The sequence below is a fragment of the Actinomyces ruminis genome (genome assembly GCF_002154335.2).
Classification (GTDB): domain Bacteria; phylum Actinomycetota; class Actinomycetes; order Actinomycetales; family Actinomycetaceae; genus Actinomyces; species Actinomyces ruminis.
This window is the reverse complement of the sequence record NZ_MTPX02000059.1, coordinates 46755-68053: the sequence shown is the minus strand read 5'-3', so window position 1 is coordinate 68053 and position 21299 is coordinate 46755. Positions and strand designations below refer to the sequence as shown.

18 protein-coding genes and 5 pseudogenes are annotated in these 21299 nt (G+C 68.4%); 12 read left to right on the top strand and 11 right to left on the bottom strand.

Going from position 1 to position 21299, the window contains the following annotated elements:
* Positions 1-86: 86 nt before the first annotated feature.
* The 9 genes and pseudogenes from BW737_RS11280 to pheS all read right to left on the bottom strand — a co-directional run bounded on the left by BW737_RS11280 (position 87) and on the right by pheS (position 10880).
* Positions 87-1309, bottom strand: a pseudogene (locus tag BW737_RS11280) (argininosuccinate synthase).
* A gap of 85 nt (positions 1310-1394) precedes the next feature.
* Complete coding sequence (locus tag BW737_RS11275; protein WP_086615096.1) at positions 1395-1958, bottom strand: arginine repressor; 564 nt, start codon at positions 1956-1958, stop codon at positions 1395-1397.
* Complete coding sequence (locus tag BW737_RS11270; protein ID WP_086615097.1) at positions 1955-3214, bottom strand: acetylornithine transaminase; 1260 nt, start codon at positions 3212-3214, stop codon at positions 1955-1957. The genes BW737_RS11275 and BW737_RS11270 overlap by 4 nt, the downstream gene beginning before the upstream one ends.
* A pseudogene (argB, locus tag BW737_RS11265) lies at positions 3211-4145 on the bottom strand (acetylglutamate kinase). The gene BW737_RS11270 and the pseudogene argB overlap by 4 nt, the downstream one beginning before the upstream one ends.
* Positions 4142-5338: a bifunctional glutamate N-acetyltransferase/amino-acid acetyltransferase ArgJ gene (gene argJ / locus BW737_RS11260; protein WP_086615098.1), complete on the bottom strand. Its 1197-nt coding sequence runs from the start codon at positions 5336-5338 to the stop codon at positions 4142-4144. Before argJ ends, argB begins: the two are co-directional and overlap by 4 nt.
* Positions 5335-6435 carry an N-acetyl-gamma-glutamyl-phosphate reductase gene (argC, locus tag BW737_RS11255; RefSeq protein ID WP_180272202.1) on the bottom strand — a complete coding sequence of 367 codons (1101 nt, stop codon included), beginning with the start codon at positions 6433-6435 and terminating at the stop codon, positions 5335-5337. Before argC ends, argJ begins: the two co-directional genes overlap by 4 nt.
* 134 nt (positions 6436-6569) lie before the next feature.
* Positions 6570-7061, bottom strand: coding sequence for a flavodoxin domain-containing protein (locus BW737_RS11250; RefSeq protein WP_086615138.1), 492 nt, complete (start codon positions 7059-7061; stop codon positions 6570-6572).
* A gap of 77 nt (positions 7062-7138) precedes the next feature.
* Positions 7139-9791: pseudogene (gene pheT / locus BW737_RS11245) on the bottom strand (phenylalanine--tRNA ligase subunit beta).
* 1 nt (position 9792) lies between these two features.
* Positions 9793-10880: pseudogene (pheS, locus tag BW737_RS11240) on the bottom strand (phenylalanine--tRNA ligase subunit alpha).
* Positions 10881-11093: 213 nt separating this feature from the next.
* On the opposite strand from pheS, the gene BW737_RS11235 reads away from it, so the two are divergent.
* The 7 genes and pseudogenes from BW737_RS11235 to BW737_RS18540 all read left to right on the top strand — a co-directional run bounded on the left by BW737_RS11235 (position 11094) and on the right by BW737_RS18540 (position 17156).
* A complete protein-coding gene (locus tag BW737_RS11235) occupies positions 11094-11942 on the top strand; it encodes a MerR family transcriptional regulator (protein WP_086615100.1) in 849 nt (282 codons plus the stop codon).
* Positions 11943-12012: 70 nt separating this feature from the next.
* Positions 12013-12971, top strand: a pseudogene (locus BW737_RS11230) (ABC transporter ATP-binding protein).
* Positions 12968-13972: a hypothetical protein gene (locus BW737_RS18555; protein ID WP_257210754.1), complete on the top strand. Its 1005-nt coding sequence runs from the start codon at positions 12968-12970 to the stop codon at positions 13970-13972. Before BW737_RS11230 ends, BW737_RS18555 begins: the two are co-directional and overlap by 4 nt.
* Positions 13969-14472, top strand: a complete 504-nt coding sequence (locus BW737_RS18550; RefSeq protein ID WP_257210753.1) for a hypothetical protein — start codon at positions 13969-13971, stop codon at positions 14470-14472. The genes BW737_RS18555 and BW737_RS18550 overlap by 4 nt, the downstream gene beginning before the upstream one ends.
* Before the next feature lie 217 nt (positions 14473-14689).
* A complete protein-coding gene (locus BW737_RS11220; protein ID WP_086615101.1) occupies positions 14690-15550 on the top strand; it encodes a MerR family transcriptional regulator in 861 nt (286 codons plus the stop codon).
* 23 nt (positions 15551-15573) lie between these two features.
* Positions 15574-16107 (top strand): hypothetical protein, encoded by a 534-nt coding sequence (locus BW737_RS18545; RefSeq protein ID WP_257210752.1) that lies wholly within the window; start codon positions 15574-15576, stop codon positions 16105-16107.
* 107 nt (positions 16108-16214) lie between these two features.
* A complete protein-coding gene (locus BW737_RS18540; protein ID WP_257210751.1) occupies positions 16215-17156 on the top strand; it encodes a hypothetical protein in 942 nt (313 codons plus the stop codon).
* 88 nt (positions 17157-17244) lie between these two features.
* Here BW737_RS18540 and BW737_RS11210 read toward each other — a convergent pair whose 3' ends face one another.
* Positions 17245-17583, bottom strand: coding sequence for a hypothetical protein (locus BW737_RS11210; RefSeq protein ID WP_338063914.1), 339 nt, complete (start codon positions 17581-17583; stop codon positions 17245-17247).
* A 134-nt stretch (positions 17584-17717) separates the two neighbouring features.
* Here BW737_RS11210 and BW737_RS11205 point away from each other — a divergent pair, with 134 nt between their 5' ends.
* From BW737_RS11205 to BW737_RS11195, 3 genes are all read left to right on the top strand, one after another.
* Complete coding sequence (locus tag BW737_RS11205) at positions 17718-18110, top strand: MarR family winged helix-turn-helix transcriptional regulator (protein ID WP_086615103.1); 393 nt, start codon at positions 17718-17720, stop codon at positions 18108-18110.
* A gap of 88 nt (positions 18111-18198) precedes the next feature.
* The gene (locus BW737_RS19525) at positions 18199-18462 is read left to right on the top strand and encodes a type II toxin-antitoxin system prevent-host-death family antitoxin (protein WP_180272200.1); all 264 of its coding nucleotides are present in this window, start codon (positions 18199-18201) and stop codon (positions 18460-18462) included.
* Positions 18459-18854, top strand: coding sequence for a type II toxin-antitoxin system VapC family toxin (locus BW737_RS11195; protein WP_086615105.1), 396 nt, complete (start codon positions 18459-18461; stop codon positions 18852-18854). The genes BW737_RS19525 and BW737_RS11195 overlap by 4 nt, the downstream gene beginning before the upstream one ends.
* Before the next feature lie 88 nt (positions 18855-18942).
* Here BW737_RS11195 and BW737_RS11190 read toward each other — a convergent pair whose 3' ends face one another.
* Positions 18943-20022: an inositol-3-phosphate synthase gene (locus BW737_RS11190; RefSeq protein WP_086615106.1), complete on the bottom strand. Its 1080-nt coding sequence runs from the start codon at positions 20020-20022 to the stop codon at positions 18943-18945.
* Between the two features lie 260 nt (positions 20023-20282).
* Between BW737_RS11190 and BW737_RS11185 the strand changes: the two genes are divergently transcribed.
* Together BW737_RS11185 and BW737_RS11180 are read left to right on the top strand one after the other, a co-directional pair.
* On the top strand, positions 20283-20894 hold the full coding sequence (locus BW737_RS11185; protein ID WP_086615107.1) for a TetR/AcrR family transcriptional regulator: 612 nt from the start codon (positions 20283-20285) through the stop codon (positions 20892-20894).
* The gene (locus BW737_RS11180) at positions 20891-21250 is read left to right on the top strand and encodes a DoxX family protein (RefSeq protein ID WP_086615108.1); all 360 of its coding nucleotides are present in this window, start codon (positions 20891-20893) and stop codon (positions 21248-21250) included. The genes BW737_RS11185 and BW737_RS11180 overlap by 4 nt, the downstream gene beginning before the upstream one ends.
* Positions 21251-21299: the final 49 nt, after the last annotated feature.

Below are 21299 nucleotides of genomic sequence, written 5' to 3'. Positions count from 1 at the left end.
ATGCCGTATGAATGCGATTGGCGGCCCCGTCTGAGGACCGCCAACCGTCTACGCAATGCGGCACGTTATAAGTGCCGGTGTGGGAGTTAGAAGGACACGCCGCGTCCCAGACGCACGTCGCGGGCAGCGGCGAGCTTGGACTGCATGCCGTAGATCTCGATGAATCCCCGGGAGGAGGACTGGTCGAAGGTGTCACCGGTCTCATAGGTGGCCAGGTTGAAGTCGTACAGCCCGGTGTCGGTGCGGCGGCCATTCACGGTGGCCCGGCCGCCGTGGAGCACCATGCGGATGTCTCCGGTCACGTAGTACTGGGTGTCCTCGATGAAGGCGTCCATGGAGCGCTTGAGCGGGGAATACCACTGGGCCTCATAGACCAGGTCGCTCCAGGTCTGCTCCAGCTGCCGCTTGTAGCGGCGCTGCAGGCGCTCCAGGGTGACGGACTCCAGAGCCTGGTGCGCCTCGATGAGCGCAACCGCGCCAGGAGCCTCGTAGATCTCACGAGACTTGATGCCCACCAGCCGGTCCTCGACCATGTCGATGCGACCCACGCCCTGGGCGCCGGCACGCCGGTTAAGCTCCTGAATGGCCTCCAGCGGGGTCACCGACTTGCCATCGATGGCGGTGGGCACCCCCTGCTCGAAGTGGATGACGACCTCGTCGGGCAGCGGCGGGTAGGTGGGGTCGTCGGTGTAGACGTAGACGTCCTTGGTGGGGGCGTTCCACAGGTCCTCCAGGAACCCGGTCTCGATGGCGCGGCCCCACACGTTCTGGTCGATGGAGAAGGGGTTGTGCTTGGTGGTCTCGATCGGCAGGTCGTGTTTCTCGGCGTACTCGATGGCCACGTCCCGGGTCAGGGCCAGGTCTCGCACCGGGGAGATGCAGTTCATGTCCGGGGCCATGGAGGTGATCGCCACCTCGAAGCGGACCTGGTCGTTGCCCTTGCCGGTGCAGCCATGAGCGACCGTGCTGGCGCCGAACTCGCGGGCGGCGCGCACCAGATGCTTGGCGATCACCGGGCGGGACAGGGCCGAAACCAGCGGGTACTTGCCTCGTAGAGCGCATTGGCCTTCAGGGCGGGCATGCAGTACTCCTCGGCGAACTCGTCGCGCGCGTCGGCCACGTAGGCCTCCACGGCGCCGCAGTCGAGGGCGCGCTGCCGGATCACCTCCAGATCCTCCCCGCCCTGGCCGACGTCCACCGCTACGGTGACGACCTCGCGGCCGGTCTGTTCGCCGATCCAGCCGATGGCGACGGAGGTGTCCAGGCCCCCGGAGTAGGCGAGGACGACGCGGTCCTGGTGCTTGCTCATATGCGTTCCGTTTCTTTCTCTATGGTGTCCGTATAAGACAGTGTTGTTCGTTGATCGGGAATTGGTCGGGTGCGGGAGGGTGTGGTCAGCCGCGCGAGCCGGGATCGGCCAGGGCCAGCAGATGGGCGGCGACCTCGGCAGCCACCGCCTCCGAGCGGGTGATCACCAGCACGGTGTCGTCTCCGGCGATGCAGCCGAGCACGCCGGGCAGCATGGCATCGTCGACGGCGCTCGCCAGCAGTTGGGCGGCGCCTGCTGGGGTACGCAGGACCAGCTGGTTGCCCGCCCATTCGGCGGTGACCACCAGGTCGGCACACCAGCGGGCCAGCCGGGCGGTGGTGTGCTCTGCCAGGGGCTCATCATCGTCTCCGGCAGGGGGCACCTGCCCGGGAGCGCCGGCCTCGGGAACGGCGTAAACCTGGGTGCCGCCGGCGCCTCGGACCTTGGTGGCGCGCAGTTCCACCAGGTCGCGCGAGAGCGTCGCCTGGGTGGTCGCCACGCCGCGGCGGGCCAGCGCCTCGCGCAGTTCGGCCTGGGAGCGAATGCGCTCGTGGCCGAGGATCCGGGTTATCAGGGCGTGGCGGGCCGTCTTGGTGGCGGGCACGGTCGATCCGGGTTCGTAGGCCGGAGGTTCGGACGGTGTGCTCATGCCGCCGCCCGCCGGGTCAGGATGTCGGTGAGCACACCGGTGAAGGCATCGGCATCGGCATCGGCGAGGACGAAGGGCGGCGCGAGCCGGAGCGTATCCGGGCGGGGTGGGTTGACAATGAAGCCGCGCTGCTCCAGCTCGGCGGCCACCTCAGCGGCCGGGCCGACGGTGTCGGTCAGGCCGACCCCGCGCAGCAGCCCGACTCCACGTACCTCCGTCACCCCGGGCACGTCCGCCAGCTGCGCTGCCCACCGGTCGCCGAGTTCGGTAACCCGCTTGAGCAGCTCCTCTTTATTGATCGTGTTGATGACCGCCAAGGCGGCCGCCGCGGCGACGGGGTTGCCGCCGAAGGTGGTGCCGTGCTGGCCCGGGCCCAGCAACTGGGCGGCTTCCCCGGTGGCAACAGTGGCCCCGATCGGCATGCCACCACCCAGGCCCTTGGCAAGGGTGACAACATCCGGGACCACGCCGGGGGCGAGCAGGTGGTGTGCCATCCAGGCACCCGTGCGGCCCATGCCGGTCTGTACCTCGTCGATGATCAGCAGGGCGCCCGCGGCGGCGGTGAGTTCGCGGGCCGCCTCCAGGTAGCCGGAGGGCAGGGGCTGTACGCCGGCCTCCCCCTGGATGGGCTCGACGAACAGGGCGGCCACGTCCGACCCCAGAGCTGCGCGTAGGGCATCGACGTCGCCTGCGGGAAGGAACTCCACCCCGCCGGGCAGCGGCTCGAAGGGCTCCCGATAGGCGCGCTTATGAGTAAGGGCCAGCGCACCCATGGTGCGACCGTGGAAGGCGTTCTCCAGGGCCAGGATGCGCGGGCGGGTGGCACCGCCGTGGCGACGGGCGATTTTGAAGGCCGCCTCATTGGCCTCCGTGCCCGAGTTGGCGAGGAAGACCCGGGAGGCCTGCGGCGCGCCGGGGAACACCAGGGCGTCCAAGGTCTCGGCCAAACGGATCTGTGCGGGAGAGGTGAACAGGTTGGAGATGTGCCCCAGGGTGCGCAGCTGCTCGGTAACCGCGGCGATTATTGCCGGGTGGGCGTGGCCCAGACAGTTGACGGCAATACCGGCCAGCAGGTCAACGTATTCGTTACCGTCGGCGTCCCAGACGTGGGCGCCCGCGCCGCGGACGAGCACGCGCGTGGGAGTGCCGAAGGTATTCATGACAGCACTCGCGTAGCGCCCCCGCCAGCTCTCATTGAGTCCGGCCGCAGCGGTGGCGGTGGGAGCGGATTCGGGGATGGGCGCTGGAACGCTCATATCGTGGCGCCTCCTTTCGTACGGGACTGCGGAATGACGTCGGGGTGAACGACCGTGCCGACGCCGTCGTCGGTGACGATCTCCAACAGCATCGAGTGCGGCTGACGTCCGTCGACCACGTGAGCCTGGCCGACGCCGCCGCGCACGGCCCGCAGGCAGGCCTCCATCTTGGGCACCATGCCGCTCGACAGTTCGGGCAGGAGCGCCTCGAGGGCGTCGGCGCCGATGCGGGAGACCAGTGAGTCCTTCTCTGGCCAGTTCGAGTACAGCCCCTCCACGTCGGTGAGCACGATGAGCTTCTGCGCCTTCAGGGCCACGGCAAGCGCGGCCGCGGCGGTGTCGGCGTTGACGTTCAGGACCGTAGTGGCGTCGGCCACGAGCGGGGCGACCGAGGAGACCACCGGGATGCGCCCCTGGTCGAGCAGCTCGATCACCGAACGGGGATCGACCTCGACGACGTCGCCGACCAGGCCGACGTCGACGCTCTCGCCGTCGACGGTGGCCAGGCGCTGGCGGGCGCGCAACAGACCGCCGTCCTCCCCGGAGATGCCCACGGCCGCGGAGCTGTATTCATTGAGCAGGCTGACCAGCTCCCGCTGCACGCCGCCGGTGAGGACCATGCGCACCACGTCCATGACTTCGGGGGTGGTAACGCGCAGGCCGCCCTTGAACTCGGACTCGATGCCGAGACGGGCCAGCATGGCGCTGATCTGGGGGCCGCCGCCGTGGACCACGACGGGGCGCAGGCCCACCTGGTGGAGGAAGAGCACGTCCTGGGCGAAGGCGCGCTTGAGGTTCTCGTCGACCATGGCGTTGCCGCCGTACTTGATGACGATGGTGGCGCCCTTGTAGCGCGCAGCCAGGGCATGGCCTCCAACAGGACGGAGGCCTTCTGGGTGGGAGTGAGCGAGGTGGGCAAAGTGGTGGTCATGTTGTGTAATCCGCGTTGATGGTGACGTATCCGTGGGTGAGGTCGTTGGTCCAGACGGTGGCCGCGGCGTCGCCGGCGTTCAGGGCGATGTCGATGCGGGTCTCACGCGGCGTCATGTCCACCGTGGAACGGTCCTCGCCGAGGGCCCCGTGGGCGTAGATGGTCACCCCGTTGATGGCCACGTCGACGGCGTCGGGATCGAAGGGGCAGACCTCCTCGGGGACGGTGCCGAGCTGGGAGATGACGCGCCCCCAGTTGGGGTCCTCACCGGCGACGGCGCATTTGAGCAGGTTGGAGGCCGAGACGGTGCGGGCGGCGGCCTCCGCGGCCGCTTCCGTGACCGCACCGGTGACGGTGATGGCGATGTCGTGGGTGGCCCCCTCCGCGTCGGCCACCAGCCGGCGTCCTAGGCGGCCCAGCAGCTCCTGGACGGCGGCGCCGAAGTCCTCCGCTGCGGGTGCCTTTCCGGAGGCACCGGAGGCGAGCAGCAGCACGGTGTCATTGGTGGACATGCAGCCGTCGGAGTTAATGCGGTTCACGGTACGGGCGGCGGCTTGAGCCAGGGCGGCACGGGCAGTGTCGGTATCGACGACGGCGTCGGTGGTGAGCACACACAGCATGGTGGCCATGCCGGGTGCCAGCATGCCCACGCCCTTGATCATGCCGCCGATGTTCCAGCCGTCCAGGTGTAGGGCCTCCTCCTTGGACACCGTGTCGGTGGTCATGATGGCCGTGGCGGCGGCGTGGCCGGCCTCCGGGCCCGCTTGCAGGGACGCGACCGCGGTGGCGGCGCCGTCCAGCAGGGTGGGCATGTCCAAGGGCACGCCGATCACTCCGGTGGAGCACACCAGGACGGAGTCGGCCGTGATGCCGGGGTGGGAGTCTCCAAGCAGTTCAGCGACGTGTGCCGCCGTGGCCGCCGTGTCGGCGTCGCCGCGGGGACCGGTGCAGGCGTTGGCCGAGCCGGAGTTGAGGATGACGGCGCGGGCGCGGTTGGCGGCACCGCGCTGGCCGGAGAGAACTGCGCGACACCAGCGTACGGGGGCGGCGACCACCCGGTTGGTGGTGAACACGCCGACGGCGACATCCAGGGGGCCGTCGTTGACGACCAGGGCGAGATCGCGCTTGCCGGACTCCTTCAGCCCGGCGCTTATGCCGGCCGCGCGGAAGCCGGCGGCAGCGGTGACGCTCACGGGGCCACTCCTTCGGTGACGACCCCGGCGACCTCGGGCAGGCCGAGGGCGAGGTTGAGGGACTGGACGGCAGCGGAGGCGGTGCCCTTGCCGAGATTGTCGATCGCGCAGATGATCACGGCGACGCCGGCGGCGGCGTCGTAACCAACCTGCACGGTAGCCACACCGGTGCCGGCGACCGCGCCGGTGACCGGCCAGACGCCTTCGGGCAGCAGGTGTATGAGTGCCTCGCCCCGACCAGTTGAGCCATATGCGCGCTCCCAGGCCGCGCGCAGCACGCCGTCGGGGTGGTCGGACTCGCTCACGGCCGCGGTGACGGGCGCGGTGACGGTGGCAAGAATGCCGCGGCTCATAGGCACCAGCACGGGGGTGAAGCACAGGCGCACGGAGCCGAGGGCGGCGCCGGCTACCTGTAGGTTCTGGATGATCTCGGGGATGTGCCGGTGGGTGCCGCCGACGGCGTAGGGCTGAGCCGAACCGAGCGCCTCGGAGGCGGTCAGGTGGGGTTTAAGCGTCTTGCCGGCACCGGAGTAACCGACGGCGAGCACGGCGTTCAAGCGGCCCGGGTCGAGGAGTCCGGCGGCGATGCCGGGTTGTGCGGCCAGGGTCACGGCGGTGACGTTGCAGCCGGGCACCGCGATCCGCCGGGTGGCGGTCAGCTGTTCGCGCTGGACGACGGCCGTGGTCTCACCGGCGTGGAGGAGTTCGGGCATGCCGTAGGTCCAGGCGCCGGCGTAGTCGGTGCCATAGAACTGCTGCCAGGCGGCGGCATCGGTGAGGCGGTGGTCGGCACCGCAGTCCACCAGGATGGGGGTGGGGCCGTCCGCCTGCTCCAACTCGGCGGCGACGGCGCCGGACACGCCATGGGGCAGGGCCAGCACGACGATGTCGTGTCCGGCCAGATGCTCGGCGTCGGTGGGGGCCACCACGCGGTCGGCCAGGCCGATCAGGTGCGGATGGTGCTCTCCCAGGCGCGTGCCGGCGGAGGCGTTGGCCGTGACCGCGCCGATCTCGATCTGGGGATGTGCGGCGAGCAGGCGGAGAACCTCTCCGCCGGCGTACCCGGTCGCTCCGGCGACCGCTGCTGTCCATGTCACGCCAAAACCATACATCCGAGTGGATACATATGCGCAGCTGGACGGGCGCTGGGCACGGGTCGGCTTACTCACATTCACCCGGAGAGGCGACGCCTAGCGCTGCCGGCGGCGCGGGGCGAGGCCATGAGCGCCTCTCAGCGTGTGGCCAGGGACTGGGCGATCTTGTCGGCCCAGGAGCGCACGGCGTCCAGATCGAGAAAATCCCCCTCGGAGGCGCCGCCCATGCGGGCAATTGAGCGCTCCCGCAGCGAGAGCTCGGCCGGGTTGAAGCGGCCGGGGAAGGTCACGTGATCCTCCGGATCGATGGACAGCAGCACCGGGCCGATGCGGTGCGGGTCAGAGACCTTGCCCTTGGGCAGACCGGAAAGCCCCACCGAGAACGCCCACACGGGGTGGGAGTGCAGCGAGTCGCTGAACCGCTGGGTGAAGTCGATGGCCTCCGGAGTCCAGCGGGTCATGTACACGGCGCTGCCGAGAACGAAGGCGTCGTAGCCCGCGACGTCGGTCACGTCCTCGGGGTGAGCCTGGTCGACGTCGTGGCCGGCGGCGCGCAGTTCCTGTGCGATCGCCATACCGACTGCGTCGGTAGAGCCGTGGCGGGAGGAGGAGGTGAGCAGGATTCTCATGGCGTCAGTATCACCGTGCGGGGATGGTTCCGGCAGGCGGTCCGCCCAGTGACCGCCATCCGTGACCACCTCCACAATCAGGCACGCAGCTCGGCGCCCAGGCGCTTGGCGGCACGCTTGACCACGCGCTTGCGTACCGCGGCGGTCTCCTCCGCGGTCAACGTGCGGTCGGCCGCACGCAGGCGCAGGGAGAAGGCCAGTGACTTCCGCCCCTCCCCCAGCTGCGGACCGCGGAAGACGTCGAACAGGCGCACCTCATCGGCCAGGTCTCCGGCGGCCTCACGCACCACCTGCTCAACCGCGGCAGCGGTGACGGACTCGTCGACGACGAGCGCGACGTCCTCCTTGGCGGCCGGGAAGGTGGACACGGGGCGCACCTGCAGGACGCCGGCGTCGGCAGCGGCCGTCAGCAGCGGCTCCAGGTCGAGCTCGACGGCGCAGGCGCGCGGCGGAAGCCCGAGGGTACGTGCCACACGCGGGTGCAGTTCGCCGGCGTGAGCCACCAGTGCACCGGGCACCAGTTCGCGGCCCCGGCGCACCGACTCCAGGCGCACCTCGGCGGTGCGTCCGGGGTGCCAGGGGGCGTAGGGCGCCTGCGGGGCGCCCACCTCCACGGCCACGCCGAGGGCGGCGGCGATGGTGCGCACCAACTGGATGGCGTCGGCCCAGTCCCAGGGGCGGGCGGTGCCGAGCACCCCGGTGCGCTCCCGGTCCCCGGCCAGGACGATACCCACGTGCGTGGGCTGGTTCGGGATGCCGGCGTTCAATGCCGCGATCTCGGCGTCGGAGGGGCGACGGTCCACCCCGGGGATGGGAGCCGGCACGGTCCCAGCGGGATGAGTGACGGAGCCGACCTCGAAGACGGCGACATCCTCCAGCCCACGGGAGACGTTGCGGCGGGCCACGTCCAGCAGGGAGTCGAGCACACTGGTGCGCAGCAGCGGGCGTCGTCGGCGAGCGGGTTGGCCAGGCGCACCGCCTGGCGACGCGGATCGTTGACGGGCAGCTCGAGCCGGTCGTGCACGTCGCCGATGAACGGGTAGGACAGCACCTGGGTCAGACCGGCGTCGGCCAGGGCGCGCACCACGTCGCGCCGGGCGCGCTGCCTAAGAGTCAGGCCCGTGCCCGCGGGGGCCACCGGCACTATCGAGGCGATGTGGTCGTAGCCGTCCAGGCGGGCGATCTCCTCGGCGAAGTGGGCGGCGCCCACCAGGTCCGGCCGCCAGGTGGGCGGGGTGACCGCGAGGAGCTCACCACCGTCGGCGGCGGTACCCGCCGGTGCAACCGTGCAGCCGATGGCGCGAAGCAGCTCGGTGACGCGAGCGGTGCCGTAGGCGACACCGGTCAGGCGCTGCGCGGCGTCGGCGCGAATGACGATCGGGGCGGGGGCGACCGTGCGGTTGACGTCGGTGGCGACGTCATCGGCGGTGCCGCCGCCGTAGCGGACCAGCAGGTCGACGGCGCGCTGGGCGGCCACCGGGGCCAGCTCCGTGTCCACGCCGCGCTCGTTGCGCTTGGAGGACTCGGTAGGCAGCTTGTGGCGGCGGGCGGAGCGGGCGATGGAAACGGCGTCGAAGTGGGCGGCCTCGATGAGCACATCGGTGGTGTCGGCGTCGATCTCCGTCTCGGCGCCGCCGAACACGCCGGCCAGCACCAGCGGCCGGGAGCCCTCCCCGGCCGGGGAGTCGCAGATCAGTAGATCCTCGCCGTCCAGGGTGCGGGTGACCTCGTCGAGGAAGGTGAGGGTCTCCCCCGCGCGGGCGCGACGTACCACGATGGGGGCGGCCAGCTTGTTCAGGTCGAAGGCGTGCAGCGGCTGGCCCAGATCCAGCATCACGTAGTTGGTCACGTCCACGGCCAGGCTGATCGGGCGCATCCCGGCGGCGATCAGGCGGTCCTGCATCCACTTCGGGGAGCTGGCGCCCGGATCGATGCCGCGCACCACCCGGGCCACGTAGCGGTCGACGCCGGGGCGCCCGTGGATGGGCGCGGTGTCCTCGGCGAAGCGGACGGGGAAGCCGTCCGTCCCGGCGGGGGCGATGCCGTTCGGGAACAGGTCGGGGTTGGCGCCGTCGGCCGGGTCGGTGAAGCGGGCGCCGGTGGCGTGGGAATACTCGCGGGCACGCCGCGCATCGAGAAGCAGTAGCCGCGGTCGGGGGTGATGTTGATCTCCAGGACATCCTCTCCCAAGCCGAGCAGGCCGATGGCATCCGTGCCCGGAGCGGGGATGTCCTCGCCATCGCGGCCATGTGCGGCCAGCCAGCGCTCGAGCACGATGATGCCGGAGTGGTCGTTCCCGATGCCGAGCTCGCGCTCGGAGCAGATCATGCCGTCGGAGACGTGCCCGTAGGTCTTGCGGGCGGCGATGGTGAAGTCACCCGGCAGGACCGCGCCGGGAAGGGACACCACCACGTGGTCGCCGACCTCGAAGTTGTGGGCACCGCACACGATGCCGCGGCTGGGCAGCTCGGAGGGCTCCTTGCCGGTACCGGGGGCGTCGTTGTGCGCCCCGACGTCGACCCGGCAGTAGTTGATGGTCTTGCCGTTCTTCTGCTCCTTGGCCTCGCGCGTCAGCACCCGGCCGACGACGAGGGGGCCGGTGACAGCGGGGGGAACGATGCGTTCCTCCTCCAGGCCGACCCTGACCAGGTCGGCGGCCAATTCGGCGGCGGAAGTCCCGGCGGGGACCTCGACGTGCTCGCGCAGCCACTCGATCGGGACGTAAGGCATGTCAGTTTCCCCTTCCGGTGGTGCCGAACTGCTGGGAGAAGCGGATGTCACCCTCAACTATGTCGTGCATGTCGGCGATGCCGTGGCGCAGCATGAGGGTGCGCTCGAGGCCCATGCCGAAGGCGAAACCGGTGTATTCCTCGGGGTCGATGCCGCAGGCGATCAGCACATTGGGGTTGACCATGCCGCAGCCGCCCCACTCGATCCAGCCGGGCCCGCCCTTCTTCTGCGGGAACCACAGGTCCATCTCGGCACTGGGCTCGGTGAAGGGGAAGAAGGAGGGGCGCAGGCGGGTACGGGCCTCGGGCCCGAACATGACGCGGGCGAAGTGGTCCAGCGTGCCCTTCAGGTGCGCCATGGTCAGGCCCTTGTCCACGGCCAGTCCCTCTACCTGGTGGAAAACCGGGGTGTGGGTGGCGTCCAGCTCGTCGGAGCGGAAAACCTTGCCGGGGCAGGCCACATAGATGGGCGGGGCCTGCTCCAGCATGACGTGGGCCTGCACCGGCGAGGTGTGGGTACGCAGGACCAGGTTCGCCGTCGCGCCGGGGGCGCCGCCCACGGAGGCGCCGTCGATGTAGAAGGTGTCCTGCATCTGGCGGGCGGGGTGGTCGGCGTCAAAGTTCAGCGCGTCGAAGTCGAACCATTCGTGCTCGAGCTCTGGGCCCTCGGCGATGGTCCAGCCCATGGCGGTGAAGAAGTCGGAGACCTCGTCGACCAGCAGGTCCAGGGGGTGGCGGGCGCCGGCGGCGGCGCGGTCGGTGGGCACGGTGACGTCGACAGCCTCGGTGGCCAGCATCTCGGCCTCGGCCGCGGCCTCGAGCACCTCCTGGCGTGCGGCCAAGGCGGAGGCGATGCGGCCGCGAGCGCCGCCGAGCAGCTTGCCGGCGGCAGCTTGGCGGCGCGGTCCGGTAGTCGACCGATCTCTCGGTTGGCCAGGGTCAGGGCGGAGGCGTCGCCGGTGTAGGTCAGGCGGGTCTCCTTCAACTCGGCCAGGTCGCCGGCGGCGGCGATGGCGGCCAGGGCCTGTTCGACCAGGTCGTTGACGCCGGCTTCGTCCGTTGGCGAGAGTGCGCCGGGGGCGTCAGTCATATGCGGTTGCCTTCCACCAGTTGAGTCGTCTTCTCTCCGGGGTCAGATTAGTCCGCGACGCGGGAGCGCTCGAAATCGTCTCAGCAGCAACCGCATGTGCAGCAGAGCCGGCGTCGGACGGTGGGCGTCCGGTCAGCCCAACCGAGCCCTCACATCGGCGCGCCTGCGCAGGGTGCTTGACGGTGACGTTACGTCACCTGTTGGGATGGGTGCATGCGCGTGAAGGAAATCGCCGATCTGGCCGGCACCACCCCACGGGCGGTGCGTCACTATCACCGCCTGGGACTGCTGCCGGTGCCGCCGACCGTGCGCGGGCGGCGGGAGTATGGACTGGCGCACTTGGCCCGGCTCATGCGAATCCGCTGGCTGGCCGACGGCGGACTGTCCCTGGCACAGATCGCCGAGGTACTCGCGCAGGATCCGGGCGGAGCCGACCGTGAGTCGGTGCTGCACAGTCTGCGGGCCACCCGGGAGACCGTCGTGGCGCGTCGCCGCGAGCTGCAGGCGCAGGAGGCGCGCATCGACGAACTGATCGCCCGAGTGGAGGACGGGGAGGGGCTGGAGCCGATTCCGCAGCTGCTGGTGCGCTTCTACGACGCCGTTCAGACGCGGCTTGAGGAGACGGGCCTGAACCTCCGCGGGCTGCGGGCCGAGCGGCAGGTGGTGACGGCGCTGGCCGCACTGGGTCTGGTCCCCGACAGCATCGGCACCTTCTTGGCGGAGCTGGATGCCGCGGAGTGGGAGGCGGGCGTACGCATCTATGCCGAGATCGCCCGCCTGGAACAGCTGCACGGAGACGCCGCTCGCGCCGCGGCCCTCAACCTGGCCGAGGAGACCTGGGAGTACACCCTTCGACACCGCCGTACGGCGCTGGCCGCGTTCTCCGACTTTCCGACCGGGTCTCCGGGGCGCACCACCTGGCGGCTGACCCAGATGATCACCGACACCTATACCGGTCCAGCACAGCATCTGTACCTCGACCGTTTCCTGGAACTGGTCCTGGCGGACCCGGAGTTCGCCGCCGTCATTCGCCGCCTGGCGGGGGACGAGCCAGTGCTGTGAGCGGATTCCCTTCCCCGTCCCGTACCTGATCCCGTTCCCCGAACCGCACCCTCACGAAAGGACACCGCTGATGACCTCACGCCACGGAAATGCCCGCGCGGCCGCAGCGAGCACAACGAACCCGCCCGGTATCGACGTCCCAATCCGCGTAGAGGGCCTGGTAAAGCGGTTCGGGCGCTTCACCGCCCTGGACGGACTCGACCTGGAGGTCACCGCCGGACAGGTGCATGGCTTCCTCGGCCCGAATGGGGCGGGCAAGTCCACGACCATCCGCACCCTGCTGGGCCTGTACCGCCCTGACGGCGGCCGGGTGCGCGTGCTGGGGCGCGATCCCCGGCGTGAGGCGCCCCGGATCAATCGGGAGGTGTCATACGTGGCCGGGGATGTGGCGCTGTGGCCGAATCTGACCGGCGGGCAGGCGCTCGACGCGCTGGCGGGCTTGCGCGGCAGGCGGGACCGCGCCCGGGAGGACGAGCTGATCGAGCGTTTCGCCCTGGACCCGACCAAGAAGGTGCGTACCTACTCCAAGGGCAACCGGCAGAAGGTGGCGCTGGTGGCGGCCCTGGCCGCGCCGACCAGCCTGCTGATTCTCGATGAGCCGACCAGTGGCCTGGACCCGCTGATGGAGCAGGTCTTCATGGATGAGGTGACCCGGGCCGCGGCCCAGGGGCGCACCGTGCTTTTATCCAGCCACATCTTCGCCGAGGTGCAGCGCCTGTGCAGCGCCGTGACGATCATCAAGGACGGGCGGGTGGTGGAGCAGGGCGACTTGACCCGGCTGCAGCAGCTGGCCCGTACCCAGATCGAGGTCGGCGGCGACGCGGATCTGCTGCGCGGCATAGCCGCGTCGCTGCCGCAGCTGGAAGACGATCTGTCTGTGGAGGACGGCCGTCTGAGCGTGCAGGTGGGTTCCGCCCGGGTCCCCCAGGTGCTGGCGGCGGTCGCCGCGCAGGGAGCCACCGACGTGATCTGCGACCCGCGAGCCTGGAGGATCTGTTCCTGCGTCACTACGAGGAGGTGCGCGGATGAGCGCCCACGACGACCTGCGCGGCTTGGGTCGCGCGCTGCGGCTGACCGCTCGTAGGCTGCGTGTGCAGGCGCTCGCCTGGATCCTGCCCCTGTGGCTGGGCATGGCATCCTTCGCACCGGCCTATCAGGACGCCTACTTCTCCGAATCCGGCGGCGCCGGGGACGCCGGTGGTGCGAGTGGCAATGCGGTGGTCGAGGCGCTACGGGCCTCCCCGGGCACGCGCCTGCTGTACGGCGAGCTTCCCGACCCGGGCACCATCGGCCAACTGGTGCAATGGGAGGGCGGCACCTACCTGCTGGTGTGCACCGCGCTTATGGCGGTGCTGCTGACCTGCCGCCTGTTGCGCGCGGATGAGGACGAGGGCCTGACCGAGCTGCTGCGGGACACTGGCACCGGGAGGTGGGTGCCCTTCCTCGCCCCGGTGCTGGTGATCTGGGCGGCGATCGGCGTCCTGGCCATCCTGGCGGGCGGTACTCTGGCGGCCGAGGCTCAGGAGATCGAGGGGCTTGGCCAAGCGGGCGGATGGGCACTGGCCGGGGTCACCGCCGTCGTCGGCTGGGGATTCTCGGGGTTGGCCGCCGTGGTCTGCCAGTTGGCGCGCAGCGCCGCCGGTGCCCGCCCGCTGGCACTGGCATGTGTTGGGATGGCCTTCATGCTGCGGGTGGCGGCCGACCAATGGGAGGTCACCTGGCTGCGGTGGCTCACGCCGCTGGGCTGGCGCGACCTGGTCGCCCCCTACACCGACGACGACCCCGTGCCACTGGCCGTGTGCACCGCAATATGCGGGGCACTAGTGGCAATAGCCGGAACACTGTACGCCCACCGGGAGTATGCCGACGGCTACCTGCCCGACCGGGCCACCAGTGGGCGCCGCTGGAGGATCCACGGCTACGCCGACCTACTCACGCGCCTGTCGACACGCACAACACTGGCATGGGTCGCAGCAATTACCTGTTTCTCAGCGCTATTCGGCTCTATGACCGAGGGCATCCTGACATGATGCGGGACGACCGCATCGCCGAATACGTGAACATGCTGGTGCAGGCCGGTGCCGACATGATGGAACAGTTCATGTCGCTGATGACCGTGATGATGGTGCTGCTGATCGCGGTGGCCGCAGTGCAGCAGGCGGGCCGACTCGCCGCCGATGAGCACGCCGGGCTGGTGGAGGCCGAGGCGGCCGTCGGAGTGCCGCGCCGGCGCTTGTTCCTGGTACAGGCCGTCTCCGCGGTGGTGGTGGGGACGATTCTGCTAGTGCTCTGTGGAGCGGTGCTCGCCGCCGTCACGGCTACGCAGACCACTGAGGATCATGCCGTGGAGCGGGCCTTCGTGTTCACCGTCAGCCAGCTGCCCGGAGTGCTGGCGACCATCGGCATTGCCCTGGCCGTGGTCGGCGTGGCGCCACGGCGATTCGGCGTCGTGTGGGCGGTAATCGCCTGGAGCGCCTTCGCGCGGCTGCTCGGCGGCATGATGGACCTGCGACCTGGGCCCAGGACCTGAGCGTACTGGGGCATTACCTCGACGTCGTCGGCGATCCCGACTGGGTGCCGCTGGCGGTGCAGGCGGCCATCGGCGTGGTCGGCACCGCGGTCGGCCTGGTGGCCTACCGACGCCGAAACCTGGGTGGAGTCGGCTGACCCGGGACCGACGCAGCCACCTTCGGCGGGGAATGCCCCGCGATTGACAGCGACGCAGGGTCGCTTGTTGGGATGTGGGCATGCGCGTCAAGGAGATGGCTGACCTCGCCGGCACGACCACGCGTGCGGTGCGCCACTATCACCGCCTCGGCCTGCTGCCGGTACCACCGACGGCGGGCCGAGGCAGGCGCGACTACGGCGTCGAGCACCTGGCCCGCCTTCTGCGGATCCGCTGGCTCGCTGACAGCGGTCTGTCTCTGATGGAAGTGGCCCAGATGCTCGACGCCGACGAGCAAGGAACCGACCGCGAGTCGATACTGTGTGACTTGCAGTCGGCTCGCCGGAACATCGAGGAGCGGCAACAGGTACTGCGCGTGCAGGCAGATCGCATCGACGAGCTCATTGCTCAGGTGGCCGACGGCGGTGTCCTGTCACCACTGCCCACCGTGCTCGCCCGGTTCTATGACGAGGTGGCCGTCCGGTTGCATGACATGGAACCCTCTGCCTGGGGCGGCGCGCTGGAAGTGTTGGCCCGCGAGCGACGGCTCATGATGGCGCTCGCCTCGCGCGGGATGATTCCGGCCAGCGCAGGCCGCTTCGTTGAAGAACTCGACGCCACGGAGCGCGACGCATGCGCACAGCAGGTATGTGCGTTCGCCCACCTCGATCAAACCGATCAGGGGGGCGCGGTCGAGTTGGCGCAGGAGACCTGGGCACTGGCGCTGCGGCACAAGGAGAGCACCCTGACGGTGCTGAACGACCTGCCGGACGGTGCCCTCGGACGAGCCGTGTGGAACCTAGTCGGGGTGTTGTCGACCGTCAGCTACCCGCTTCGGATCCACCGGGTTTTCACCGGTGAGCTTCTAGATCTGATGTTGGCCGATCCCGACTTCGCGGCCGCAATCCACCACTCTGCGGGCGAAAAGCGAGTCGTGCTGTGACCGCGCCGGTGGACCTGCGGGGCTTGGGCACCTATGCGCGTGTGCTGTGGCGACGTCTGCGGTTGCAGGTACTCGCTTGGTGTTTTCCGTTGTGGTTGCTGGTTGCCGTCACTCCCCCGGCTTACGAGCGCGTGTACCCCTCCATGCGGACCCGGGAATTGCTCGTGAACGGGATGCGTGAAATGCCCGGCACCCGCCTGTTGTACGGCGTACTGCCAAAACCGGGACGGATCGGCCAGCTCGTGCAGTGGGAGACCGGCACCTATCTGCTGATCTGCGTAAGTCTGATGGCAGTGCTCTTGACCTGTAGGGCGATGCGCGCCGATGAGGACGATGGCCTGGTCGAGTTGCAGCTCGCGGTGGGGATCGGCCGGTGGGTGCCCTTTGTAGCACCGGTTGTCGTGAGCTGGGGTGCGATCGCCATGCTCGCGCTCGGTGTTGGCGTGATTCTGACCGGTCTGACCCACCTCGTCGCGGAGCTTACGGTTCCCGGGGCGTGGACGCTGGCAGGATCGGTGGCGAATGCGGGCTGGGCCTTCATCGCCCTGTCAGCCTGATCTGTCAGCTGTGTAGACAAGCGGTCCACGCACGCGGACTCACCCTGGTCGGCCTGGGCGGAGCCTTCGCCCTGCGGGTACTGGCGGATGAGTCAGGTGCCGGTTGGATGCGGTGGTTCAGCCCATTGGCGTGGCGCGACCTCGTACATCCCTACACCGATGACCATGCCGTCCCGCTGATGGTGTGCGCTGCGCTGTGCGTGATGCTGGTGGTTGTCGCGGGCGCACTGTACGCCCAGCGAGAGTACGCAGACGGCTACCTACCCGATAGGTCGACCAACAGACGCCGCTGGCGAGTGCACGGTTACACCGATCTGCTGGCGCGACTGGCTTTGCGGGGCGGCGCCATCTGGGCGGCGACCGTGGTGGCGACATCCGCCTTGTTCGGCGCCATGACCGGTGGCATCGTGGAACTGCTGGCACCGGGGTCGGCAACCGGTTCTTACGTCAGGAAGATGGCCGAAGGCAGTCAGGTGGAGCAGTATCTGTCGCTGCTGACGATTATTACCGCTCTGCTTGTGGCGGTGGCCGCTGCGCAGCGAGTGCACACCCTCGTCTTGGAGAATCGGGCCGGGCTGATTGAGCTCAAGACCGCCATCGGGATTTCCCGCACCCGATTGCTCATGACTCAGGGCGGCATGGCGCTAGTGGAGGCGACCGGGCTGCTGGTGCTCTCAGGCGGCGTGCTAGCCGCTGCGACGGCTTCACAACTCACCGAGGACCACGCGGTGGAGCGGGCCTTCGTGTTCACCGTCAGCCAGCTGCCGGGCCTGCTGGCGACGATCGGCATCGCCCTGGCCGTGGCCGGCGTGGCGCCACGACGCTTCGGGATCGTATGGGCGGTAATCGCCTGGAGCGTGTTCACACGCTTCTTCGGCGGGCTGTTAGAGCTGCCGCAGTGGGCACGCGACTTGAGCGTGCTGGGGCACCACCTCGACGCCGTCGGCGATCCCGACTGGGTGCCACTGGCGGTGCAGGCGGTCATCGGCGTGGTCGGCAGCGCCGTCGGCCTGGCCGCCTACCAGCGTCGCGACCTGCCAGGTATCTGATCGGCGTCTTGACCGGTAGATCGCCTGCGTCTTGACCGATACGCACCCGGCGCATGGCATCCGATCGGCTCCGCCACTCCGGCACTGCTTACTGAAGCGCAGCAATTCCGGCTAGGTGGCATGCGGCCGCGACAACGGCACCGCCTGCCATGCCGGGCTGCCTACACGCTAGGCCATTCACTACGTCACCGAGTTGAGCGAGTGCGGCAACGGCCAAGACGAGTTGAGTCAGCGGATACACGGGCGTCAGCCAGACGATCACCGCAACCACGACACCGAGCGGAACCGCCCTGGCCGCATACATCGCCGGATAGAAGCGATCAACATCGGTGCCTGTGCTGCCCGGAACCAGTAGCCCCGGGCGGAGCAACGCCGCGACAGCAACAATCACCGATACGGCTCCCATGACGGAGTTCAGAAGCGCCAACCACCACGGCATACAAACCACCCACCTAAATCGTTCAGTAGTGAACGATTCAGTACAGTATCATCTTCTTTGTGGAGCCAAAAGAGGATCGAGGCGGCGAGGCGATCCTGTCCGCCGCCTGTTTCCAGTTGGGCATGGTCGGCGCACAGATCACCAAGAGCTTCGCCGAGCAGATCGCGCCGACCGGACTGACTCCCAAGCAGGTAGGCCTGCTGGCCGTCGTTGAAGCCGGGCTGGCATCCTCACAGCGCGACATCGCGACCCGGCTGCACGTGGCACCGAGCCTGGTGGTCACGCTAGTGGACCAACTCGTGGACCTCGGGGCCGTAAGCAAGACCCGCAGTCGCAGCGATCGCAGGGCTCACAAGATCGAAATCACCCCCGAGGGGCGGCGGCTGCTCGCAAGCGCCGTTGCGGCGGCCGAAGCGCTGGACGCCGATGTCCGCAGCGTTCTCTCCCCCGCAGGCCGGGCCGCCTTGAGCACACTGTTGACGGAGCTCGACACATGCCAAGACCGGAATCCGTAGCACAGTCACGGGATTTGATCGCCGCCGGGGACCACATCCCGCATCGGATACTCGAGCACGCGATACATGCTACGCTTGCTACGGAGTGATGACTATGACTACGATTCCGCACCGCGAGCTCCGTAACGACAGCGCCGCTATCCTCCGCCGAGTAGAAGCAGGCGAGAGTTTCGAGATCACCAACAACGGACGTCCCGTAGCCGAGCTTGTGCCTATCACCCAGGACCGCCTGGCGCTACTGCGGCGGCAAGGGGCCACGCGCCCCGCAGTCCCCACAGACTTCAACGCCCTCAAACGCGCGCGAGGCCTCAGCTCAAAAGATGTATTGGACGACTTGCGCGGTGAGCAATGACCATTTGCTACCTGGACACCTCCGCAGCACTCAAGCTTCTCGTCGAGGAAGTCGAGTCAGATCCTTTAGCCACCTGGCTGACCGAGGAGACCGCGAACGGCATGTTCCTGTGCTCCTCGTTCTTGCTACACACCGAACTGCACTGCGCCGCGAAGCGACGCCGACAACTCGATGAGCAGGCCGCCGCGCTCTTGTTGTCTGGGGTTGAACTCATCGACATAACCCGGGAGCACCTACTCAACGCATCGCGGGATTCTGCGGGGCTGCGCGCGGCAGACTCGATCCACCTCGCAGTTGCTCTGGACGTACGCTCCGACCTGCTCCTCACTTACGACCAGGAGATGCAGCAAGCCGCGGTGCAGCGAGGGCTGGCGTTGGCCGCCCCGAAGTGATCCCTTACGCGGAGCGATACCGCGGGGGTCGCGGCAGTCTTCACTGCCGCGACCCCCGCTTATATGGTCGGCGCGTGTACCTCGCGGATCAGCGCTCGACGTCGCCCCGGATGAAGGCCTCGGTGGACTCCATCGCCTCCTCGTCGGGGCGCTGCTGCGGCGGGGACTTCATGAAGAAGGACGCCGGGGACAGCAGCGGGCCGCCGATGCCCCGGTCTAGGCCGATCTTCGCGGCCCGGATGGCGTCGATGACCACGCCGGCGGAGTTCGGGGAGTCCCAGACCTCGAGCTTGTACTCCAGGCTGACCGGGGCGCCGCCGAAGTTGCGGCCCTCCAGTCGTACGAAGGCGAACTTGCGGTCGTCCAGCCAGCCGACGTAGTCGGAGGGGCCGACGTGGATGTCCTTCTCGGCGAACTGCTTGGAGACGTTGGAGGTAACCGCCTGGGTCTTGGAGATCTTCTTAGACATCAGCCGCTCCCGCTCCAACATGTTCTTGAAGTCCATGTTGCCGCCGACGTTCAGCTGGTAGGTGCGGTCAATGGTGATGCCACGCTCCTCGAACAGGCGGGCCAGCACCCGGTGGGTGATGGTGGCGCCGATCTGGGACTTGATGTCGTCGCCGATGATCGGCAGGCCGGCGTCGGTGAACTTCTGCGCCCAGGCGGGGTCGGAGGCGATGAATACCGGCAGGCAGTTGACGAAGGCGCAGCCGGCGTCGATGGCGCACTGGGCGTAGTAGCGGTCCGCCTCCTCCGACCCCACGGGCAGGTAGGAGACGACGACGTCGACCTGGGCGTCCTTGAGCGCCTGGACGACGTCGACCGGGGGTTCAGAAGACTCCTGAACGGTCTCGCGGTAGTACTTGCCGAAACCGTCGAGGGTAACGCCACGCTGGACTTTCACCCCCGTGGGGGCGACGTCGGCGATCTTGATGGTGTTGTTCTCCGAGGCGTTGATGGCGTCGGCCAGGTCGAGTCCGACCTTGGCGGCGTCTACATCGAAAGCGGCCACGAAGTCGATGTCTGAGACGTGATAGTCGCCGAACTGGACGTGCATCAGGCCGCCCACGGTGTCGGTCGGTTTGGCGTCCGCGTAGTGGGTGACGCCCTGCACCAGCGACGACGCGCAGTTGCCCACGCCGACGATGGCGACACGTATCTTGCTCATCTGTTCTCCTAATCGGCCCATTGGACCGTTCGAGGATCTGACGGCTGAGATACTAATGATCCGCCTCGATTGGGGCATGTCACGCCCGTGAATAGCGGCAGCCGGTGGTGTGCGCCTACGCACCAGCGGCCAGCACCTCGGCGCCCCCAACTCATCGTTGGTGTTGGTATTGCACTCAAGCCGGACGCACGATACGCTTGCTGAACACACTCAACGAACCCGTTCAACGAACACATTCACAGCACTCCGGAGGAGAGTTCATGCCTACGCGCATTGAAGCCCGTGCTGCCACCAGGGCCAAGGTCCTAGCAAGTTCCCGAAGACTGTTCGAGGAAAGAGGTTTCAACGCGACGACCATTAAGGACATCGCGGCGGACGCCGGCGTCAGCGTAGGAAGCGTCATGTACGTCGGAGATAAGAGCGGCCTGTTGGTTGCATGCTTTGACGAACGCATAGAGGCGCTACACACCGGTCACCCTCCGACCAGCCGCACACAAGTGCAGTCTGAAGGTGGCGGCGATGGCGCACAGGCGATCCTTGACATCCTCTCTCCCTTCATCGACTTGTTCGCCAGTAGCCCCGACCTCGCCCGGTCCTACGGAGCGGTGCTCATCTCCGGCGCTCACAGTTCGAGAGTCTTCAGCGAACTGCGGGAGGAGTTGATCAACGAACTCCAAGACATCTTTGCTGCGGCCACCGACTGCTCGACAACGGCCGCCAAACAGCGTGCCACAACTGCATACCTTGCCTATCTGGGCGCACTTCTCGAATGGGTATCCATCCCGGGAGCCGGGACGGACGCACTCTGCAGCCGGGTGCGCGACGCGGTCCACCCGCTCCTGACAGCCTCCACCGAGGAGCACAACCAATGACACTGCTCCCTCACTTTCCGTGGCTGGTGGTCCTCCTCGCAGTTGTACTGCTGGGTGACGCCACCTTGTCGCTGCGACCTCCTGCCTTCATCCGTAACTGCCTCACCGGAGTCGGATTTCCGCGGCAGTGGTGGTGGACTCTTATTGTCATCAAGGTCTTGGCGGCCGTCGGCCTGCTTATCGGTTTGCGCGTGCCGGGAGTCGCGCTCGCCGCCAACACAGGCGTGATCTGCTACTTCCTGTGCGCCGTCGTCGCCCACGTCAGGGCAGGGTTCATGGGCCGCGAGCTGTGGATCAACTGCCTGGGCATGCTAACCCTGGCCACTGCAACCGCCATCGCGTCATTCGTCGGCTAGCCCCTCTCCCGGCCATCACCGCATCAGTCACAGATTACCGCCTAGGCGC

What these genes read in the sequence shown, in the direction of transcription:
- BW737_RS11190 (WP_086615106.1), bottom strand. Translation starts at nt 20,022, where the DNA reads ATGAGCAAGATACGTGTCGCCATCGTCGGCGTGGGCAACTGCGCGTCG.
- BW737_RS11180 (WP_086615108.1), top strand. Translation starts at nt 20,891, where the DNA reads ATGACACTGCTCCCTCACTTTCCGTGGCTGGTGGTCCTCCTCGCAGTT.
- BW737_RS11275 (WP_086615096.1), bottom strand. Translation starts at nt 1,958, where the DNA reads ATGAGCACACCGTCCGAACCTCCGGCCTACGAACCCGGATCGACCGTG.
- BW737_RS11235 (WP_086615100.1), top strand. Translation starts at nt 11,094, where the DNA reads ATGCGCGTGAAGGAAATCGCCGATCTGGCCGGCACCACCCCACGGGCG.
- BW737_RS11205 (WP_086615103.1), top strand. Translation starts at nt 17,718, where the DNA reads ATGGTCGGCGCACAGATCACCAAGAGCTTCGCCGAGCAGATCGCGCCG.
- BW737_RS11185 (WP_086615107.1), top strand. Translation starts at nt 20,283, where the DNA reads ATGCCTACGCGCATTGAAGCCCGTGCTGCCACCAGGGCCAAGGTCCTA.
- BW737_RS18555 (WP_257210754.1), top strand. Translation starts at nt 12,968, where the DNA reads ATGAGCGCCCACGACGACCTGCGCGGCTTGGGTCGCGCGCTGCGGCTG.
- BW737_RS11250 (WP_086615138.1), bottom strand. Translation starts at nt 7,061, where the DNA reads ATGAGAATCCTGCTCACCTCCTCCTCCCGCCACGGCTCTACCGACGCA.
- BW737_RS11195 (WP_086615105.1), top strand. Translation starts at nt 18,459, where the DNA reads ATGACCATTTGCTACCTGGACACCTCCGCAGCACTCAAGCTTCTCGTC.
- BW737_RS18550 (WP_257210753.1), top strand. Translation starts at nt 13,969, where the DNA reads ATGATGCGGGACGACCGCATCGCCGAATACGTGAACATGCTGGTGCAG.
- BW737_RS11270 (WP_086615097.1), bottom strand. Translation starts at nt 3,214, where the DNA reads ATGAGCGTTCCAGCGCCCATCCCCGAATCCGCTCCCACCGCCACCGCT.
- BW737_RS18540 (WP_257210751.1), top strand. Translation starts at nt 16,215, where the DNA reads ATGCGGTGGTTCAGCCCATTGGCGTGGCGCGACCTCGTACATCCCTAC.
- BW737_RS11220 (WP_086615101.1), top strand. Translation starts at nt 14,690, where the DNA reads ATGCGCGTCAAGGAGATGGCTGACCTCGCCGGCACGACCACGCGTGCG.
- BW737_RS19525 (WP_180272200.1), top strand. Translation starts at nt 18,199, where the DNA reads ATGACTATGACTACGATTCCGCACCGCGAGCTCCGTAACGACAGCGCC.